This window comes from Actinotalea sp. C106, assembly GCF_023630195.1.
Classification (GTDB): domain Bacteria; phylum Actinomycetota; class Actinomycetes; order Actinomycetales; family Cellulomonadaceae; genus Actinotalea.
In genome coordinates this window covers 1-15,788 of the sequence record NZ_JALPKN010000046.1, presented here as the reverse complement: position 1 = coordinate 15,788, position 15,788 = coordinate 1, and the positions used below count along the sequence as shown (strand labels likewise).

Below are 15,788 nucleotides of genomic sequence, written 5' to 3'. Positions count from 1 at the left end.
CCGGCTCGCCCGCGGCGCCTACCGGCACTCGCGCGGCCTGGGCTGGCAGGCCGCCGCCCAGTCCATGCTCAAGGTCTACGACCTCGCCGCCCAGGCAGGCCCCCGGTCCCGCTGAGCGGTCGTGCGGGCCCTCGGCCCCGCTGAGTGGTCGTGCGGGCCCTCGGTCCCGCTCAAGCCCCCGCCCCGATGCGGCAGGATGGGGGCATGACCTACACCCTTGTGCTGCTCCGTCACGGCGAGAGCGAGTGGAACGCGAAGAACCTGTTCACCGGCTGGGTGGACGTCCCCCTCTCGGAGAAGGGCATCGAGGAGGCGCGCCGCGGCGGCACCCTCCTGACCGACGCCGACGTGCACCCCGACGTCGTGCACACCTCGCTGCTGCGCCGCGCGATCACCACCGCGAACCTGGCCCTCGACGCCGCCGAGCGCCACTGGATCCCCGTCAAGCGCAGCTGGCGCCTCAACGAGCGCCACTACGGCGCCCTCCAGGGCAAGGACAAGAAGCAGACCCTGGCCGAGTTCGGCGAGGAGCAGTTCATGCTCTGGCGCCGCTCGTACGACACGCCCCCGCCCGAGATCGAGCTGGGCTCGGAGTTCTCGCAGGACGCCGACCCGCGCTACGCCGACGCCCCCGTGGTCCGCACCGAGTGCCTCAAGGACGTCCTCGAGCGGGCCCTGCCCTACTGGGACGCCGAGATCGTGCCCGACCTCAAGGCTGGCAAGACCGTCCTGGTCGCGGCCCACGGCAACTCGCTGCGCGCGATCATCAAGTACCTCGACGACATCGACGACGAGACGATCGCCGGCCTCAACGTGCCCACCGGCATCCCGCTGCGCTACGAGCTCGACGAGGAGACCCTCAAGCCGGTCACCCGCGGCGGCACGTACCTCGACCCCGACGCGGCCGCCGCGGCCATCCAGGCCGTCGCCAACCAGGGGCGCTGAGACCCCGCACCCGCACGCACGAAGGGTCCGTCACCTCACGGTGACGGACCCTTCGTGGTGTCGGACGCGCGCACCCCCGAGCGCGACGTCCCCGCAGCGCTGGGGCTCAGGGAGCCCCGCGCTCGTCTGCGAAGTCGCCGGTGACCAGGTAGACGACACGGCGGGCGACAGAGACGCCGTGGTCGCCGAAGCGCTCGTAGTAACGGCCCAGGAGCGTCACGTCGACGGTCTCCTGGGTGGTGAGCTGGTTCTCGCCGCCGAGCATCGCCGTGAAGGTCTGGGCGTGCAGCCGGTCGAGCAGGTCGTCGTCCCGCTCGATGGCGACGGCGAGGTCGAGGTCACGGGACTCCAGGACCGTGGTGACCTGCTGGGCCACGCGCACCGCCCCCTCGTGCATCTGGGTGAAGGTGTCGACCAGCGGGCCGGGGGCCGCGTGCTGCGGGTACCGCAGGCGGGCGACGGCCGCGACGTGCCGGGCCAGGTCCCCCATGCGCTCGAGCGAGGCGCTCATCCGCAGGGCCGAGACGACCACGCGCAGGTCACGAGCGACCGGCTGCTGCTGGGCCAGGAGGGCGACGCAGCGCTCGTCGAGGTCGCGCTCGACGGCGTCGATGGTGTGGTCGTCGGCGATGACCGTCTCGGCCAGGCCGAGGTCCGCGTCGAGCAGCGCACGGCCGGCCGACCCGATGGCCGACTCGACCAGGCGGCTCATGGCCGCGAGGTCTTCGCCGAGCGCAGCGAGCTCGGCGGTGAAGATGTCTCGCATCAGTTCCCTCTCGTTCGTGTCGCGTCGCACGCTCGCAGGGCGAGGTGAACGCCGTGCCACCCCCGGGTGAACATCCGTCGGCCGATTCCCGTACGTTGGCGCCGGTGTGCCGGGGCGTCCGTCTCCGAACGTACCCTGAGCCCGTGATCGACGGACTGCTCCTGCTCGGCGTGGGTCTGCTCGGCCTCGCCGTCGGGGTGCTCCTCACCCTGGCCCTGCGACGCGCCCTGCAGCCGCACGAGCCGCACCCCCACCCTGCCGAGCCCGAGCTCGCCGAGGGCACGACGGCGGTGCTCGCCGCCCTCAGGTCGGCGACCGTGGTGGTCTCGGTGGCCGACGGCCGCGTGGTGCGCTCGAGCCCCGGGGCCCACGCCTTCGCGGTGGTGCGCGGCGACCGCGTCGCGCACCCGGCGGTCGAGGAGCTCGTCGCCGCGGTCGCCCGGGACGGCACGGTGCGGGACGCCGACGTCGAGCTGCCGCGTGGCCCGGTGGGCTCGGGCACGGTCGCGCTGGCCCTGCGGGTCGCCCCGCTCGGGGACACGCACGTGCTGCTCCTCGCCGAGGACCGCACCGAGGCGCGTCGGGTCGAGGCGATCCGACGTGACTTCGTGGTGAACGTCTCGCACGAGCTCAAGACCCCGGTGGGGGCCCTGTCCCTGCTGGCCGAGACGGTCGAGGAGGCTGCGGGGGACCCGGTCGCCGTCCGCCGGTTCGCGGGGCGCATCCAGACCGAGGCGACGAGGCTCTCGGCCCTCGTCCACGAGATCATCGAGCTCTCCCGGCTCCAGGTCGTCGACGCGCTGCGGGAGGCCGAGCCCGTGGACCTGGGCGAGGTGCTGTCCGAGGCGGTCGACCGGGCCCGCACCAAGGCCGTGGCCCGCGAGATCGCGATCGACCTGGGCGCAGACCCGGGCGTGGTCGTCCTGGGGGACCGGGACCTGCTGGTCACCGCGGTGCGCAACCTCCTCGACAACGCCGTCGCCTACTCCGAGGCCGGGACCAGGGTGGCCGTGGGCACGAGCGTCCGGCAGGAGCAGGGGCTGGTCGAGGTCGCCGTCGTCGACCAGGGCATGGGCATCCCCGCCGAGGCCCAGCCGCGCCTGTTCGAGAGGTTCTACCGGGTGGACCCCGCGCGCTCGCGGGACACCGGCGGGACCGGCCTGGGTCTGAGTATCGTCAAGCACGTCGCGACCGACCACGGCGGAGACGTCGCCGTGTGGTCGGAGCCCGGTCGGGGCTCGACCTTCACCATCCGCCTACCCATCGCGCACGTCCCGGGGGACGCCCCCCAGGACGTCACCGACACCAGCACCGACGAAGGAGCCCGACGATGACCCGCATCCTCGTGGTCGAGGACGAGGAGTCCTACCGCGACCCGCTGTCCTACCTGCTGCGCCGTGAGGGGTACGACGTCGGCGTCGCGGCCACCGGCCCCGAGGCGGTCGCCGAGTTCGACCGGGCCGGCGCGGACCTCGTGCTGCTGGACCTCATGCTCCCCGGCATGAGCGGCACCGAGGTGTGCCGCGAGCTGCGCCGCCGCTCGGACGTGCCGGTCATCATGCTCACCGCGAAGGACGGCGAGATCGACAAGGTGGTGGGCCTCGAGCTCGGCGCCGACGACTACGTCACCAAGCCGTACTCCTCGCGCGAGCTGCTCGCCCGGGTGCGCGCGGTGCTCCGCCGGCGGGGGGAGGCCACCGAGGCGCCCGAGGACGAGACGGTCATCGAGGTCGGCGGCCTGCGGCTCGACGTCGACCGGCACACGGTCGAGGTGGACGGCAACCCGACGGCCTTCCCGCTCAAGGAGTTCGAGCTGCTCGAGCTGCTGATGCGCAACGCGGGACGGGTGCTGACCCGTGGCCAGCTGATCGACCGGGTGTGGGGCTCGGACTACGTGGGGGACACCAAGACCCTCGACGTCCACGTCAAGCGCATCCGGGCCAAGGTCGAGCAGGACCCTGCCGCACCGAGCCGCGTCCTGACCGTGCGGGGGCTGGGCTACAAGCTCGACGACGCCGAGGAGCGCGTCTGACCTCTCCCTGATGGCCCCCCGGGCCCGGTCGACGACGGTCGCCGGGCGGCCGTCGTCCACGGATCGGACGGGCCTCGGCTTTCCCGCGAGACGTTCTCCGACGTGGTCGCGCACGGGTTCAGCCCCGCGTCGGGTCCCGTTCACCTTCCGTTCACCCACGGCCCCCCGTAGGGTCGCCGGAGACCTACCCTGGTCGTCGGTCGCGCCCGCGACCTGGACCCGACCGTCGGTCGGGTCCTGCCGTCGGAGGGAGCAGCGTGGTCCGCACGAGGGTCGTCGTCGACACCCGGGCTCCGCGGCCCCGGACGGCAACTTCCCCGACACCACGAGGACGCCTCGGCCGCCCCGTGGCCGCGGTGCTCGCGGTGGCCGTGGGCCTGGTGCTCACGGGGTGCGGGTCGGACGACCCGCTGACGGACCCACGTCGCCCCGGTGGTCCGCTCGAGGCTGAGCCCTTCGTGGCCGGGGACCTCACGGGGACCCTCGCGGGGGCGGGCGCGAGCTCGCAGGAGGCGGCGATGAACGCCTGGATCGCGGGCTTCCAGACCATCAACGAGGACCTCACCATCGCCTACGACCCGGTGGGGTCCGGCGGCGGTCGTACCCAGTTCGTCGAGGGTGGGGTCGACTTCGCCGGGACCGACGCCCCGCTCGACGCCGAGGAGCTCGACCTCGCCGCCGATCGCTGCGCGGGCGAGGTCGCCGAGCTCCCGCTCTACGTCTCGCCGATCGCCGTGGTGTTCAACATCGAGGGCGTCGACTCGCTCAACATGAGCCCGTCCGTCATGGCGCGGGTCTTCGACCGGCAGATCACCCGGTGGGACGACCCCGCGATCGCCGCCGAGAACCCCGACGTCGAGCTGCCCGACCTGCGCATCACCCCGGTCAACCGGTCCGACGAGTCGGGGACCACGGAGAACTTCGTCGAGTACCTGCACGAGACGGCCGGGGCGGACTGGCCCCACGACCCGAGCGGCAACTGGCCCGTCGCGGGTGGTCAGGCCGCCCAGGGCAACTCCGGTGTGGTCCAGACCGTCAACGACGGCCAGGGCACCATCGCCTACGCCGACGCCTCGCGGGTCGGCACCCTGGGCACCGTCGCCGTGGAGGTCGGCGGGGAGTTCGTCGGCTACTCCCCGCAGGCCGCGGCCCAGGTCGTGGACGCCTCACCCTTCGCCGAGGACCGCCCCGCCAGCAGCCTCGTCGTGGCTCTGGAGCGCGACACCCAGGCTCAGGGGGCGTACCCCATCGTGCTGATCTCCTACTCCCTGGCCTGCACCACCTACGAGGACGCCGGCACCGCCGAGCTGGTCCGCGAGTTCCTCACGTTCGTCGCGAGCGAGGAGGGGCAGGAGCGCTCGGCCGTCGCCGCGGGCTCGGCCCCCATCTCCGAGGGGCTGCGTGAGCGCGTCGTGGAGGTCGTCGACCAGATCTCCTGACCCGGCCGGGCGCGCGCGTGCCCAGACCTCCAGCCGCACCTGACCCGTACCGACCTGAGCACGATCCGCCCCCACCCGGAGACCATGTGAGCAGCACCGACCAGCAGCCCACGAGGCCCGCGCCGCCCGCCGGGCTGCGCGCCCTCGTGGAGCGCCGGACCAGCCGAGACCTGGCCGGGCGCCTCTTCTCCGCGACCGCCACCGGCGCGGGCGCGCTGATCCTGGTGACCCTGGCGGCGGTCGCGGTCTTCCTCGTGGTGCGGGCGTGGCCGGCGATGACGACGCCGGCCGAGGAGCTCGCGGACGCGATCAGCTGGATCCCCGAAGGCACCACGCTGCTGGGCTACGTGGGCCCGCTGGTCTTCGGCACCCTCCTGGCCGCCGTCCTGGCCCTGGCCCTGGCGGTCCCGGTCGCGACAGGCATCGCGCTGTTCATCTCGCACTACGCCCCGCGACGGCTCGCCTCGCCCCTCGGCTACGTGGTCGACCTGCTCGCAGCGATCCCGAGCGTGATCTACGGGCTGTGGGGTGGGCTGTGGCTCGCCCCCCGCCTGCTGCCGGCCTGGCAGTGGCTGGCCGACAACCTCGGCTTCATCCCGCTGTTCCGCGAGCCGGCCAGCACCCCGCCCCGGGTGATCATGACGGTCGGGGTGGTGCTCGCGGTGATGATCCTGCCGATCATCACCGCGGTGGCCCGCGAGGTCTTCCTGCAGACCCCGCGCCTGCACGAGGAGGCGGCCCTGGCCCTCGGCGCGACCCGCTGGGAGATGGTCCGCATGGCCGTGATCCCCTTCGGGCGCTCCGGGCTGATCAGCGCCGCGATGCTCGGCCTGGGACGGGCGCTGGGCGAGACCATGGCGGTCTTCATGATCCTCTCGCCCGGGTTCACGTACTCCTTCGAGCTGCTCCAGGCCGGGCAGCACCAGACGATCGCCGCGAACATCGCCAACCAGTTCGCCGAGGCCAACCCGCTCGGGGTCAGCGCCCTCATCGCGACCGGCCTGGCGCTGTTCGTCATCACCCTCGCCGTGAACACGGCGGCTCGCTGGGTGGTCGCCCGGCGCAAGGACTTCTCGGGGGCGAACTGACATGACCACCACCTCGACCCAGCCTCGCACCGCCCGCCGGCCCACCACCCGGGACCTGCTGACCCGGGCCGACCCACGCCGCCGCTGGACCGACCGGATCATGCACGTGGTCATCACGAGTGCCTTCCTGGTGGCCCTGGTGCCCCTGGTCTCGGTGATCTGGACCGTGGTGAGCAACGGCGTGGTCCGGATGTCGCCGTACTTCCTCAGCGTCTCGATGCGCGGGGTCTACGGCGGGATCGACGCGGGCGGCATCTACCACGCGATCCTCGGCACCCTGCTCATCACGGGTCTCGCCACCCTCATCTCGGTGCCCGTCGGCCTCATGACGGCGATCTACCTCGTCGAGTACGGCCGGGGTCCGCTGGCCCGGGCCGTGACGTTCTTCGTCGACGTCATGACCGGCATCCCGTCGATCGTCGCGGGCCTCTTCGCGTACTCCCTGTTCGCGCTCTTCCTCGGCCCGGGGGTCCGCCTCGGGGCCGTGGGCTCGGTCGCGCTCTCGGTGCTGATGATCCCCGTGGTGGTGCGCTCGAGCGAGGAGATGCTCCGCCTGGTGCCCAACGAGCTGCGTGAGGCCTCCTACGCCCTGGGCGTGCCCAAGTGGCTCACCATCATCAAGGTGGTGCTGCGCACCTCGGTCGCGGGGATCATCACCGGCGTCATGCTCTCGGTGGCCCGCGTGATCGGCGAGACCGCCCCGCTGCTGATCGTCGCGGGGGTCATCGACTCGATCAACACGAACCTCTTCGAGGGCCGGATGATGACCCTGCCGGTGTACGTCTTCCGGCAGTACTCGCAGGGCCTGGTGCCCTGCTCCCCGGAGGCCGTGGAATGCGTCGCGACCATCAACTACGACCGCGCGTGGGGAGCAGCCCTCGCGCTCATCGTCATCGTCATGCTGCTCAACCTCGTGGCGCGACTCATCGCCAGGTACTTCGCCCCCAAGACCGGGCACTGAGAGGACTGACCCCCGTGGCACAGCGCATCGACCTCAAGGACCTCAACGTCTACTACGGCAGCTTCCTGGCTGTCGCGGACGTCTCCATGACCATCGAGCCTCGCTCGGTGACGGCCTTCATCGGCCCCTCGGGCTGCGGCAAGTCGACCCTGCTGCGCACCCTCAACCGCATGCACGAGGTGATCCCTGGCGCGCGGGTCGAGGGCAAGGTCGAGATGGACGGCGTGGACCTCTACGGGTCCGACGTCGACGCCGTGGCGGTCCGCCGCCAGATCGGCATGGTCTTCCAGCGCCCCAACCCGTTCCCGACCATGTCGATCGCCGAGAACGTCCTCGCCGGCGTGCGGCTCAACAACCGCCGCATCGGCAAGGACGAGGCGAGCGAGCTCGTGGAGAAGTCGCTGCAGGGGGCCAACCTGTGGAACGAGGTCAAGGACCGGCTCGACCGTCCCGGCTCGTCGCTGTCCGGTGGCCAGCAGCAGCGGCTGTGCATCGCGCGGGCGATCGCGGTCAAGCCGCAGGTGCTGCTCATGGACGAGCCCTGCTCGGCCCTGGACCCGATCTCGACCCTGGCCATCGAGGACCTCATGGACCAGCTGAAGAAGGACTACACGATCGTCATCGTGACCCACAACATGCAGCAGGCCGCCCGGGTGAGCGACCGCACGGGGTTCTTCAACATCGCGGGGACCGGCAAGCCCGGCAAGCTCATCGAGATGGACGACACCCGCACGATGTTCTCGACCCCGAGCGAGCAGGCCACCGAGGACTACATCTCCGGCCGCTTCGGCTGAGCAGTCGCCGTCAGCGGCGTCCTGGGTCCAGGACGCCGCTGCGCAGGTGCTCGACGACGGCTTGGGCGGCGTCCTTGGCGGGCCGCCCGACGCCGACCAGGGTCGCCGATGCGGGTCCGGTCCAGTCTCCGTAGCCCAGCAGGTGCAGCCCGGGCTCTCCCACCACCGCGCTGCCCGTGGTGAGTGGCACCCCGTCTCGCCGGGCCAGGCGCAGCGGGGCGAGATGGCCGAGGTCGGGCCGGAACCCCGTGCACCAGAGGATCACGTCAGCCCGCTGCTCCTGCCCGTCCGGCCAGCGCAGCCCCTCCGGGGTGATCTCGCTGGGCAGCGGGCGGGCTTCCAGCACCCCTCGCCCCCGCGCCTCCCGCACGCTCGGCACGACGACGACGTCCCCCAGGCCGCCGACCCCGCCGTCGTCGTCCTCCCCTCGGGCCAGGGCCACGGCCCGCCGGGTCGCGATCTCGAACAGGGCGCGCCCGTCCACCTCGTCCGGCAGGAACCGCGGCGGTCGCGGGGTGACCCAGGTGGTGCTCGCCACGGTCGAGACCTCGGCCAGCAGCTGGGCCGCGGAGTTGCCCCCACCCACCACGACGACGTGCTGGCCGGCCAGGGCGCTCGGCTCGCGGTAGTCGGCGGCGTGGATCTGCACACCGCGGAAGGTCTCCTGGCCGGGGTACCGGGGCCAGAAGGGACGGCGCCAGGTGCCGGTGGTGCTCACCACGGCCTCAGCCGTCCACGGGCCGTCGGTGGTCTGGAGCCGGAACCTCGGTGCACCGGGCGCCCCCCGGTGCACGGCCGTGACACGGACCGGGCGCCGGACGGCCAGGCCGTACCTCTCCTCGTACCGGGTCAGGTAGTCCACGACGTGCTCGGCGCGGGGGAAGCCGTCCCGGGTGGAGGGCATGCGCCACCCCGGCAGCGAGGAGTGCTCGGCGGGGGAGAAGAGCCGCAGCGAGTCCCACATGTGCGGCCACGCGCCACCGGGCGCGGCGGCGTCGTCGAGGATGACGACCTCCTCCTGGGGCACCAGGCCCGCACGCCGCAGGTGATACCCGACCGCGAGCCCGGCCTGCCCGCCACCGACCACCACGACCGGTGCGTGTCTCGGGAGATCGCGGCCGACCACCGACGCGCCGGCGGACTCGGGACGGGGCGGCACGGTCCCAGGCTATGGCGATCGACCGCGGGGGCGCGCCTCCGCGCCGCTGGGTGCACCGCCCGCCTGGCTGCCTGTCTCCCTGTCTGCCGAGGACGTTGGTCCCCCGCAGAGTCACGGTCGCCGTCCTACGTTTCAAGCATGGACGATTCAACGGCAGTTGAGGTGTCCTTGCTGGGCGCGGCCGACGGCGCACGTGCGGATCGCGCAGCCGGCGCGGTCGCTCTGCTCCAGGCGGTCGCGGACCCGGTGCGCTGGGCCGTGCTCGACATCCTCGCGGATGGGCCGAGGTGCGTGTGCGACCTCCAGGAGCGCATCCCCGTCGCGGGCAACCTGCTCAGCTACCACCTCAAGGTGCTGCGCGAGGCCGACCTGGTCTCCGCCACGCGACGGGGACGGTGGATCGACTACGCCCTGGTCGAGGACGCCGCAGACCGGCTCGCCGCTGCGCTGCCGGGGGCGCGGAGGCCGGTGACGACGTGACGACGCCGACGCGGCCGACCTCCCGGCTCGCCGGAGCGACGGGCCGCGTCGTCGCGCTGCTCCTCGGCGCCGCGGCGGTGTGGGCGGGCCTCTTCGCCCTCAACGAGGCCGCGTGGCCCGTCGTGCTGGAGGACTGGCTCGGCCTCGACCTGACGGACCGGGTCGTGGACTCGGTGGCCTTCTTCGCCTACGACGTCGTGAAGATCCTGCTCCTGCTCGTCGGGATGATCTTCGCGATCGGGCTGCTGCGCACCACGCTGCGGCCCGAGCGGGTGCGCGCCTTCCTCGAGGGCAAGCCCCTGTGGCTCGCCCTGGGCATGGCGGCGGTGCTGGGGGCGGTCACCCCGTTCTGCTCGTGCTCCTCCATCCCGCTGTTCATCGGGTTCGTCGCCGCCGGGGTCCCGCTGGGCGTGACCTTCGCCTTCCTCATCGCCTCGCCGCTGGTCAACGAGGTCGCGGTGGTCATGCTCGCGGACATGTTCGGCTGGCAGGTGACCGGGGCGTACGTCGGCGCCGGGCTGGGCCTCGCGATCGGGGCCGGCTGTGTCTTCTCGCGGATGCGGCTCGAGCGCTGGGTCGAGGACTTCGTCTTCACCGCCCCCGTCTCCGCCCTCGGCGTGGACGGGCACCGGCCCTCCCTGGCCGAGCGGGTGGCGGCCGCACGCGAGGAGACGCGCGAGATCGTCGGCCGCGTGTGGAGGTGGGTCGTCCTCGGGGTGGCGGTCGGGGCGGGGGTGCACGGCTGGGTCCCGACCGAGTTCTTCACCACCTACGCCGGTCCGGACAACCCGCTCGCGGTCGTCGTGGCCACCGTGGTCGGCATCCCGCTCTACTCCAACGCCGCGGGGGTCATCCCCGTCGCCGAGGCCTTGTGGACCAAGGGCATGGCCACCGGCACGGTCATGGCCTTCATGATGGCGACCGTCGCCCTGTCCATCCCCGAGTTCGTGCTGCTCAAGCGCGTGCTCAAGGTCCCGCTCCTGGCCCTGTTCTTCGGCACCGTCGCCGTCGGGATCATGGCCGTCGGCTTCCTCGTCAACGCCGTCTTCTAGCGGCATGCCTGCTCACCGTCACCGTCACACCTCAGGGAGACCGTCATGAACATCAAGATCCTCGGACCGGGATGCCGCAGCTGCGTCTCCCTCGAACGCGTCACCCGCGAGGCCGTCGAGAGCCTCGGCCTCGACGCCCAGATCGAGAAGGTCACGGACTACGCCGCCATCGCCGGCTACGGGGTCATGAGCACCCCGGGTCTCGTCGTCGACGAGGAGGTCGTCCTGGACGGCCGCGTCCCGACCGCCGGGCACGTACGGGAGATCCTCGAGGCGCGCAGGGTCTGAGGGACGCAGGGCCTAGGGACGGGGCCCGAGACACGCAGAAGCCCGCCGCCCGGGAGTGCTCCCGAGCGGCGGGCCGGTGGTCCGTCAGCTCACCCGAAGCGGCCGGAGATGTAGTCCTCGGTGGCCTGGTTGCTCGGGGTCGAGAACATCGTGCTCGTCTCGTCCATCTCGATGAGCTTGCCGGGCTGGCCTGTCCCCGCGATGTTGAAGAACCCCGTGCGGTCGCTCACCCGGGCGGCCTGCTGCATGTTGTGGGTCACGATGACGATCGTGTAGTCCTTCTTCAGCTGGTCCATGAGGTCCTCGATGGCCAGGGTCGAGATCGGGTCCAGGGCCGAGCAGGGCTCGTCCATGAGCAGCACGTCGGGCTTGACCGCGATGGCGCGCGCGATGCACAGGCGCTGCTGCTGACCACCGGACAGCGACGAGCCCGGACGGTCGAGCCGGTCCTTGACCTCGTTCCACAGGTTGGCCCCCTGCAGGGCGCCCTCGACGACCTCGTCCATCGCGGCCTTGCGGGTTCCTCGGCCGTTGAGGCGCATGCCGGCGACCACGTTCTCGTAGATCGACATGGTCGGGAACGGGTTGGGGCGCTGGAAGACCATGCCCACGTGACGACGGACCGAGACCGGGTCGACCCCTGCGCCGTAGAGGTCCTGGCCGTCGAGGATGACCGACCCCGAGACCCGGGCTCCGGGGATCACCTCGTGCATGCGGTTGAGGGACCGCAGGAAGGTCGACTTGCCGCAGCCCGAGGGGCCGATGAGGGCCGTGATCGACCGGGGTTCGATGGACATGGTGACGCCCTCGACGGCCCGGAACGAGCCGTAGTAGATGTCGAGGTCCTTGACGTCGATGCGCTTGGCCACTGAGAGGTCCTTCCGGGGGTTCAGCGAGAGGTGGGGGAGCCGAAGATGCGGGACAGGACGCGGGCGACGAGGTTGAGCAGCATGACGATGAGGAAGAGCGTCAGTGCTGCTGCCCAGGCCCGCTCGACGCCGAACTCGGGAGGCACCCCGGGGATCGTGTACGAGTAGTAGGTGAAGATCGGCAGGGAGGACATCCGCCCGTCGACCGGGTCGGTGTTCAGGATGTTCGTGCTGCCCGTGATGATGAGCAAGGGGGCGGTCTCCCCGATGACGCGGGCGATCGCGAGCGTGACCCCCGTGGCGATGCCCGCGGCGGCGGTCGGCAGCACCACACGCACGATGGTGCGCCACTGCGAGACCCCCAGGGCGTACGAGGCCTCGCGCAGCTCGTTGGGCACGAGCTTGAGCATCTCCTCGACCGACCGGACGACCACCGGGATCATCAGCACGGACAGGGCCACGGCCCCGCCGATGCCGAAGCGGACGCTCGGACCGAAGAAGATCGAGAACAGCGCGAAGGCGAACAGACCCGCGACGATCGACGGGATGCCCGTCATGACGTCGACCAGCAGCGTGATCGCCCGCGCGAGCCGGCCCCGGCCGTACTCCACGAGGTAGACGGCCGTCATGATCCCGACCGGCACGGAGATGACCGTGGCGAGCCCGGTGATGATGAGGGTGCCGACGATCGCGTGCAGCGCGCCACCGCCCTCGCCGAGCACGCCGCGCATGTCCGTGGTGAGGAACTCCCAGTCGAACCGCGCCAGACCGTTCTGGGTCACCGTGATCATCAGGGAGAGCAGCGGGAGCAGGGCCAGCGCGAAGGCGATCGTGACGAGCACCGTCCACATGCGATCGTTGGCGCGCCGTCGTCCCTCCACGACCCAGGCCAGGGCCGGGAGGGCCACGAGCAGGGCCAGGACCCCCAGCCCCACCACGAGGGGGACGGGGGCGTCGAGCACCAGGATCGCGAGGGCCCCCAGCACCACGACGGCGGCGACGGTGGCCGGGGTGCTCCAGCGGGGCAGCCGTCCCTGGCTGAGGCTGGCCTCCGCGGCGGTCAGGTCGGTGGGTGTGGTCGTGGTCGTCACGCGTTGGCTCCCGAGAAGTCCTTGCGCCGAGCGACGACGGCCCGAGCGATGAAGTTGACGACGAAGGTCAGGGTGAAGAGGACCAGGCCCGTCGCGATGAGGGTGTTGACCGCCAGACCGCTCGACTCGGGGAAGTTGAGGGCGATGTTCGCCGCGATGGTCGAGCTGTTCGTCGAGCCGATCAGGTTGAACGAGATGACTGCGGCCGGGGAGAGCACCAGGGCCACGGCGAGGGTCTCGCCCAGAGCCCGGCCCAGGCCCAGCATCGCCCCGCTGACCATCCCCGAGCGGGCGAAGGGCAGCACGGTCATCCGGATCATCTCCGAGCGGGTGGCCCCGAGGGCCAGGGCGGCCTCCTCCTGCAGGCGCGGGGTCTGCAGGAAGACCTCGCGGTTCACGCCGGACATGATCGGCAGGATCATCACCGCCAGGACGATGCCGGCGGTGAGCATGGTGCGTCCGGTCGCGGAGGTGGGGCCCTCGAAGAAGGGCAGGAAGCCCAGGGTGTTCTCGAGCCACTGGAAGACGGGGACGAGCTGGGGGGCGAGGAAGAAGATGCCCCACAGGCCGTAGACGACGCTCGGCACCGCGGCCAGCAGGTCGACGAGGTAGCCCAGCGGGGCCGCGATCTTGCGGGGGGCGTAGTGCGAGATGAACAGCGCGATGCCGATCGACAGCGGCGCCGCGATGATCAGGGCGATGACGGCCGCGAGCACGGTGCCGAAGAGCAGCGGCTGGACGTAGGGCCAGAACCCCTCGCCCCCGGGCACGTCCTCGGGGGCAGCCACGAGGGCGGGGAAGCCCTCATACAGCAGGAAGGCGGCGATCCCGGCCAAGGTCACCAGGATCGTGATGCCGGCCGCGGTCGCGGTCCCGGAGAAGATCTTGTCGCCGGTGCGGTTGCGGCTGCCGATGCGGGGCTCGGCCGGCGGTCCCTGGTCGAGCGGGCCGCCGACCTGGGTGGTGGCCGGTGTCGTCATGGGGGTTCTCCAGGCTTAGGGGGAGGCGGATCGCCGCGGGCCCGGCCGGTCAGGCGACCAGCCGGGCCCGGGGCGTCCTGCTGCGCAGGTGCTCGGTGAGTCAGCCCGCGACGGTGATCGCGTCGATGGCCTCCTGGGCCTGGGTGCGCAGCGCCTCGGAGATCGGCGCCGAGCCGGCGTTCTGGGCGGCGGCGTCCTGGCCCTCGGGGCTGATCACGTAGGAGAGGAAGCCCTTGACCAGGTCCGTGGTCTCCTGGTCCTCGTACTCGAGGCAGGCGAGCTGGTAGGAGACCAGCACGATCGGGTAGACGCCCGACTCGGTGGTGTCGCGCGGGAGGTCGAAGGCGTAGCTGTACGTCGGACGGCCCTCGGCGAGCTCGGCCGCGTCGACGACGGCCGCAGCGGCCTCGGGGGAGTACTCGACGAACTCCTCGCCGACCTGGATCGCGGCGACGCCGAGGTCGCCGACCTGGGAGGCGTCGATGTAGCCGATGGTGCCCTCGCCGCCGTCGAGCGCGGCACGCACGCCCTGGGTCTGCGGGGCGGCCTCGCCGCTCTGGGTCGGCCAGTCACCGCTGACCTCGTAGGGCCAGTCCTCGGGGGCGGCCTGGGCCAGGTAGTCCACGAAGTTCTCGGTGGTGCCCGACTCGTCCGAGCGGTGCACCGCGGTGATGTTGGTGTCGGGGAGCTCGGCGTCGGGGTTGAGCTCGGCGATGGCCGGGTCGTCCCAGCTGGTGATCTGGCCGTCGAAGATCTGCGCGACGGCGGAGGCCGAGAGGTTGAGCTCCTCGACGCCCGGCAGGTTGTAGGCGATCGCGATCGGGCTGATGTAGCCGGCGAACTCGATGAAGCCCTCGGCGCCGCAGGTCTCCTCGGCGGCAGCGATCTCCTCGTCGCCCAGGTAGGCGTCGGAGCCGGCGAAGTCGGTCCCGCCGCTGGTGAACTGCTCGCGGCCACCGCCCGAGCCGATCGGGTCGTAGGTCACGTTGGCGTCGGGGTTGGCGTCCATGAAGCCGACCATCCACGCCTCCATCGCGGCGCCCTGCGAGGAGGCGCCGGCGCCGGCGATCTCGCCGCTGAGCTCGGCACCGGTGGAGGTCTCCTCCCCGCCGGTGTCGGTGGTGGTCTCGTCGTCGGTCGCGTCGCTGCTGCAGGCGGCGAGGCCGAGGGCGAGGACCAGGGCGGCCGGGACGGTCGCCCGGCGAATCGTGCGGTTCACAGTGGAGCCTCTCTAGCGAATCAATGTCTCTCGGACGAGAGGGACGCTAGGAGTGCCGCCTGAACCACGAGGACGACGGAGGCGAACGGAAGGTGAACGGAGGCGGTCGACTCGGTGCCGCCGGGCCTCCGTGCGTCAGTCGGTGCCGGTCGGCACCAGGTCGGTGTACTCGCTGAAGGCCCCGTCGAGGATGGGGATGTCGATGGTCGTGGTGCCCGCGGCGTCGGCGGCGACGGTCATCTCGACCAAGCTCCCCGGCGCTCCTGGCGCGGCGTCGACGTCGACGGTGCGGTCACGGTCGGGGCCGAGCAGGACGGTCTCGCCCGCGGCGAGCCGGATGGGGGACCCGAGCGCGGTGCCGTCCAGGGCGAGGGTCACGGTCGCGCGGTCGGTCCCGTCGTTCGAGACCCAGCCGATCACCGTGCCCGCGGCTCCCTCGGACTCGGTCAGCAGGATGAGGTTGCCGGCGCGGATGTCCCCGACCTCGGCCCCGACGCCGTCGGAGGCGTCGTAGTTCATCGTCGTGGTGATCGGGTTGGTGGCCGAGCAGGCGCCCAGGCCCAGGACCGCGGCGGCGGCGAGGCCGACCGAGGCGGCGCGACGCAGCCCGGGACGGCGGCGGGCG

17 protein-coding genes are annotated in these 15,788 nt (G+C 72.0%); 10 read left to right on the top strand and 7 right to left on the bottom strand.

The genetic code is table 11. The features are described from left to right. Window positions 1–204 precede the first annotated feature (204 nt). Complete coding sequence (locus L0B03_RS05280) at window positions 205–945, top strand: phosphoglyceromutase (protein WP_250444582.1); 741 nt, start codon at window positions 205–207, stop codon at window positions 943–945. Window positions 946–1,051: 106 nt separating this feature from the next. Here L0B03_RS05280 and phoU read toward each other — a convergent pair whose 3' ends face one another. After that, entirely contained in the window at window positions 1,052–1,711 is a 660-nt protein-coding gene (gene phoU / locus L0B03_RS05275) for a phosphate signaling complex protein PhoU (protein WP_208056653.1), read from the bottom strand. A gap of 143 nt (window positions 1,712–1,854) precedes the next feature. On the opposite strand from phoU, the gene L0B03_RS05270 reads away from it, so the two are divergent. From L0B03_RS05270 to pstB (L0B03_RS05245), 6 genes are all read left to right on the top strand, one after another. Then, window positions 1,855–3,045, top strand: coding sequence for an ATP-binding protein (locus L0B03_RS05270; RefSeq protein WP_308200002.1), 1,191 nt, complete (start codon window positions 1,855–1,857; stop codon window positions 3,043–3,045). Then, window positions 3,042–3,743 carry a response regulator transcription factor gene (locus L0B03_RS05265; RefSeq protein ID WP_250444581.1) on the top strand — a complete coding sequence of 234 codons (702 nt, stop codon included), beginning with the start codon at window positions 3,042–3,044 and terminating at the stop codon, window positions 3,741–3,743. The genes L0B03_RS05270 and L0B03_RS05265 overlap by 4 nt, the downstream gene beginning before the upstream one ends. A gap of 257 nt (window positions 3,744–4,000) precedes the next feature. Further along, the gene (gene pstS, locus L0B03_RS05260; RefSeq protein ID WP_250444580.1) at window positions 4,001–5,182 is read left to right on the top strand and encodes a phosphate ABC transporter substrate-binding protein PstS; all 1,182 of its coding nucleotides are present in this window, start codon (window positions 4,001–4,003) and stop codon (window positions 5,180–5,182) included. Between the two features lie 86 nt (window positions 5,183–5,268). Next, entirely contained in the window at window positions 5,269–6,270 is a 1,002-nt protein-coding gene (pstC, locus tag L0B03_RS05255) for a phosphate ABC transporter permease subunit PstC (protein ID WP_374204882.1), read from the top strand. A gap of 1 nt (window position 6,271) precedes the next feature. Further along, window positions 6,272–7,231 (top strand): phosphate ABC transporter permease PstA, encoded by a 960-nt coding sequence (gene pstA, locus L0B03_RS05250; RefSeq protein ID WP_250444579.1) that lies wholly within the window; start codon window positions 6,272–6,274, stop codon window positions 7,229–7,231. Window positions 7,232–7,245: 14 nt separating this feature from the next. Continuing rightward, entirely contained in the window at window positions 7,246–8,025 is a 780-nt protein-coding gene (gene pstB / locus L0B03_RS05245) for a phosphate ABC transporter ATP-binding protein PstB (protein WP_250444578.1), read from the top strand. A 10-nt stretch (window positions 8,026–8,035) separates the two neighbouring features. Here pstB (L0B03_RS05245) and L0B03_RS05240 read toward each other — a convergent pair whose 3' ends face one another. Then, entirely contained in the window at window positions 8,036–9,184 is a 1,149-nt protein-coding gene (locus tag L0B03_RS05240) for an ArsO family NAD(P)H-dependent flavin-containing monooxygenase (protein WP_250444577.1), read from the bottom strand. 138 nt (window positions 9,185–9,322) lie between these two features. Between L0B03_RS05240 and L0B03_RS05235 the strand changes: the two genes are divergently transcribed. From L0B03_RS05235 to L0B03_RS05225, 3 genes are read left to right on the top strand one after another with little or no spacing between them, the layout of a single operon-like run. After that, window positions 9,323–9,664, top strand: coding sequence for a helix-turn-helix transcriptional regulator (locus tag L0B03_RS05235; protein WP_250444576.1), 342 nt, complete (start codon window positions 9,323–9,325; stop codon window positions 9,662–9,664). Continuing rightward, window positions 9,661–10,716 carry a permease gene (locus tag L0B03_RS05230; RefSeq protein WP_250444575.1) on the top strand — a complete coding sequence of 352 codons (1,056 nt, stop codon included), beginning with the start codon at window positions 9,661–9,663 and terminating at the stop codon, window positions 10,714–10,716. Before L0B03_RS05235 ends, L0B03_RS05230 begins: the two co-directional genes overlap by 4 nt. Window positions 10,717–10,761: 45 nt before the next feature. Continuing rightward, window positions 10,762–11,004, top strand: coding sequence for a thioredoxin family protein (locus tag L0B03_RS05225; RefSeq protein ID WP_250444574.1), 243 nt, complete (start codon window positions 10,762–10,764; stop codon window positions 11,002–11,004). 89 nt (window positions 11,005–11,093) lie between these two features. On the opposite strand, the gene pstB (L0B03_RS05220) is transcribed toward L0B03_RS05225, so the two are convergent. From pstB (L0B03_RS05220) to L0B03_RS05200, 5 genes are all read right to left on the bottom strand, one after another. After that, the gene (gene pstB / locus L0B03_RS05220) at window positions 11,094–11,873 is read right to left on the bottom strand and encodes a phosphate ABC transporter ATP-binding protein PstB (protein WP_250444573.1); all 780 of its coding nucleotides are present in this window, start codon (window positions 11,871–11,873) and stop codon (window positions 11,094–11,096) included. 20 nt (window positions 11,874–11,893) lie between these two features. Beyond that, on the bottom strand, window positions 11,894–12,964 hold the full coding sequence (pstA, locus tag L0B03_RS05215; RefSeq protein ID WP_250444572.1) for a phosphate ABC transporter permease PstA: 1,071 nt from the start codon (window positions 12,962–12,964) through the stop codon (window positions 11,894–11,896). Then, entirely contained in the window at window positions 12,961–13,944 is a 984-nt protein-coding gene (pstC, locus tag L0B03_RS05210) for a phosphate ABC transporter permease subunit PstC (RefSeq protein WP_250444571.1), read from the bottom strand. The genes pstA (L0B03_RS05215) and pstC (L0B03_RS05210) overlap by 4 nt, the downstream gene beginning before the upstream one ends. A 100-nt stretch (window positions 13,945–14,044) precedes the next feature. Then, the gene (pstS, locus tag L0B03_RS05205) at window positions 14,045–15,163 is read right to left on the bottom strand and encodes a phosphate ABC transporter substrate-binding protein PstS (protein ID WP_250444570.1); all 1,119 of its coding nucleotides are present in this window, start codon (window positions 15,161–15,163) and stop codon (window positions 14,045–14,047) included. Window positions 15,164–15,298: 135 nt separating this feature from the next. After that, window positions 15,299–15,788: hypothetical protein (locus L0B03_RS05200; protein WP_250444569.1), on the bottom strand; the 490-nt coding region annotated here is incomplete at its 5' end.

Coding starts and splice junctions, on each gene's coding strand:
- L0B03_RS05265 (WP_250444581.1), top strand. CDS start 3,042: ATGACCCGCATCCTCGTGGTCGAGGACGAGGAGTCCTACCGCGACCCG.
- L0B03_RS05235 (WP_250444576.1), top strand. CDS start 9,323: ATGGACGATTCAACGGCAGTTGAGGTGTCCTTGCTGGGCGCGGCCGAC.
- phoU (WP_208056653.1), bottom strand. CDS start 1,711: ATGCGAGACATCTTCACCGCCGAGCTCGCTGCGCTCGGCGAAGACCTC.
- L0B03_RS05280 (WP_250444582.1), top strand. CDS start 205: ATGACCTACACCCTTGTGCTGCTCCGTCACGGCGAGAGCGAGTGGAAC.
- L0B03_RS05225 (WP_250444574.1), top strand. CDS start 10,762: ATGAACATCAAGATCCTCGGACCGGGATGCCGCAGCTGCGTCTCCCTC.
- pstA (WP_250444579.1), top strand. CDS start 6,272: ATGACCACCACCTCGACCCAGCCTCGCACCGCCCGCCGGCCCACCACC.
- pstC (WP_250444571.1), bottom strand. CDS start 13,944: ATGACGACACCGGCCACCACCCAGGTCGGCGGCCCGCTCGACCAGGGA.